The organism is Streptomyces sp. SID5785, assembly GCF_009870065.1.
In the GTDB taxonomy this organism is placed as follows: domain Bacteria; phylum Actinomycetota; class Actinomycetes; order Streptomycetales; family Streptomycetaceae; genus Streptomyces.
The window spans coordinates 1-2,078 of record NZ_WWIA01000231.1 but is presented as its reverse complement, the minus strand read 5'-3'; the positions used below and the strand labels follow the sequence as shown (position 1 = coordinate 2,078).

3 protein-coding genes are annotated in these 2,078 nt (G+C 74.8%); all 3 read left to right on the top strand.

Annotated elements, in window-relative coordinates:
* Positions 1–506, top strand: a 506-nt coding sequence (locus GTW43_RS06930; RefSeq protein ID WP_202501149.1) for an SAM-dependent methyltransferase, incomplete at its 5' end; no start/stop codon positions are given.
* 118 nt (positions 507–624) lie between these two features.
* A complete protein-coding gene (locus tag GTW43_RS37425) occupies positions 625–801 on the top strand; it encodes a hypothetical protein (protein WP_202501147.1) in 177 nt (58 codons plus the stop codon).
* Between the two features lie 396 nt (positions 802–1,197).
* Positions 1,198–2,078 (top strand): hypothetical protein (locus GTW43_RS06925; RefSeq protein WP_161300737.1); only part of this gene is annotated, 881 nt, incomplete at its 3' end.

Genomic DNA, 2,078 nt, shown 5'->3' with positions numbered 1-2,078 from the left:
TCGTCTACGTGGACAACGACCCGATCGTGCTCGCCCACGCGGAGGCCCTCCTGCGCGGCACCCCCGAGGGCGTCACGCGCTACCTCCAGGCGGACGCCCGCGATCCGGAGCGGATCCTGAAACTGGCCCGGGAGATCCTCGACTTCGACCGGCCGATCTCCCTGTCGCTGATCGCCCTGATGCACTTCGTGCCGGACGGGCAGGGCGCGTACGACATCGTGCGCACGCTCGTGGACGCGCTGCCGTCGGGCAGTCATCTCGTGCTGTCCCAGCTGGCGTCGGACCACGACCCGGAGCGCACCCGCGAGGCCGTGGAGATGTACGCGGCGGGCGGGGTCACGCTCGTCCCGCGGACCCGCACGGAGACCGCAGAGTTCTTCACCGGCACGGAACTGATCGCGCCGGGCATCACCTGGCTGCCGGACTGGCATCCGGAGCTGGGGATCGACGAGGAGCGGGACGGGACGCCGGTGCCGCTGTACGCGGGCGTGGGCCGCAAGCCCTGACCTGAGTCCGCGGAGGCGCCGGAGGTTGCTCCACCCGGGCATGGCGAACATCACACATGGCGATGGCCACGTGACGGACCGGAGCGAAAAGTCGTACGGATCGCCTACTCTCTTTCACATGTCCTCCACTCCCGCCCCGCACTCCGCACGGTCCGCCGACGTGGTCAACGATCAGATCCGCGACCTGTGGGCGCGCACCGGCGGGCAGTTGACGGCCGAGGACCGCGCCCAGTACGAGGCGCTGGTGACCGAGTGGGCGACGGCGATCGGTGAAGGGGCCGTGCAGAGGGCCTGATCCGTCCGGCCGTTGCGGCCCCCGCGGGGGCCGCAACGGCTCCCCGTTCAGGACTGGGGTCGCCTGCCGTGGTTCGCGGCGTGCTTGCGACGGGCCTTCTTCTTGCGGCGGCGCTTCGAGGACATCGGGGCCTCCTGGGACTGAGCGGTTGAGCGGTATCGACCGGAATTGCCCGTTCACGGCCTTCGCCCCGCAAGGGGAGAAAGGCCGGGCATATCTGCGCCTCACCTTTCCACAGCCGGTCCGGGTCCGCGATGCGGCCGCAGCACGCGGTGCGACGTCCGCGCCGGAAGTTCACGGCTTCTCCGCAAGGCGTTGACGGGGCCCGAGGGGTCTGGGAGGGTCGCCAGGCCCGTCGCGCCGCCCCGGGCGAGGGACCGAGGAGCCCTTGACCCGATGACGCACAGCCCCGAACCCGACACCGGTGCCACCGGCCCCGGCTGGCGGGACTTCGCGCGGACGCACTGGTCGCGGGGGCCTGCGGTGGTCACCGACGCCCCCGGGCCCGGCCTCGCCCCGGAGGCCGTCCACGCGCTCCTCGCCGCCGCCGCGACACGGCCCGGCGCGACCCGGCTCACCACGTCGGACGCCCTGCTGCCCGACCCCGGCCCGCTGCTGCCCGGCCCGCGCGACCCCGACATCTCCGCCTACGTCCGGCGTCTCGCGCACGCTCCCGAGCTGTCCGGCGACGGATGGCTGCTGACCGCCGCCGACCCGCTCGCCCACGACCCCGTCTCCTGGTCCCGCGTCCGTGACGTCCTCGACGGTCTGTGGCGGCTGGTCGGACGGCCCCCGCTGCCGGTCACGGCCGAACTCGCCGCAGGCGACCGCCACCACACCCCGGACGAGCAGCCGGCGCAGGCCGACACGGCAGGGCTCACGTGGGTCCTGGACGGGGCGCTCACCGTGCGCGTGCGCCCCGAGCACACCGGCACCGAGTACGTCCTGCACGCCCGCGCCGGCGACCTCGTGCACTGGCCGGCCGGGAGCCGCCGCCTCGAGCACCGCCCCGGCCCCTGTACGACCCTGCACCTGGCCGTCCCCGCGCGCCGCGACGCCGCGCTCCCCCACGTCTGCGAGGTGCTCGCCGCGCTGATGCGGGACCCGGCCCCCGGGCCGCCCCCGTCCGCCCCGTCCGCCGCGTCCGTCACGCCCGACGGGCGGCTCACGGTCCCGGCCGCCCTGCGCGAGCACGCCGAGCGCTTCCGGCACGCCCTCGCCGACCGCGCCCCCGAACGGGCCCTGCTGCTGCGCTGGGCGGCGCTGTGCTCGGCCGC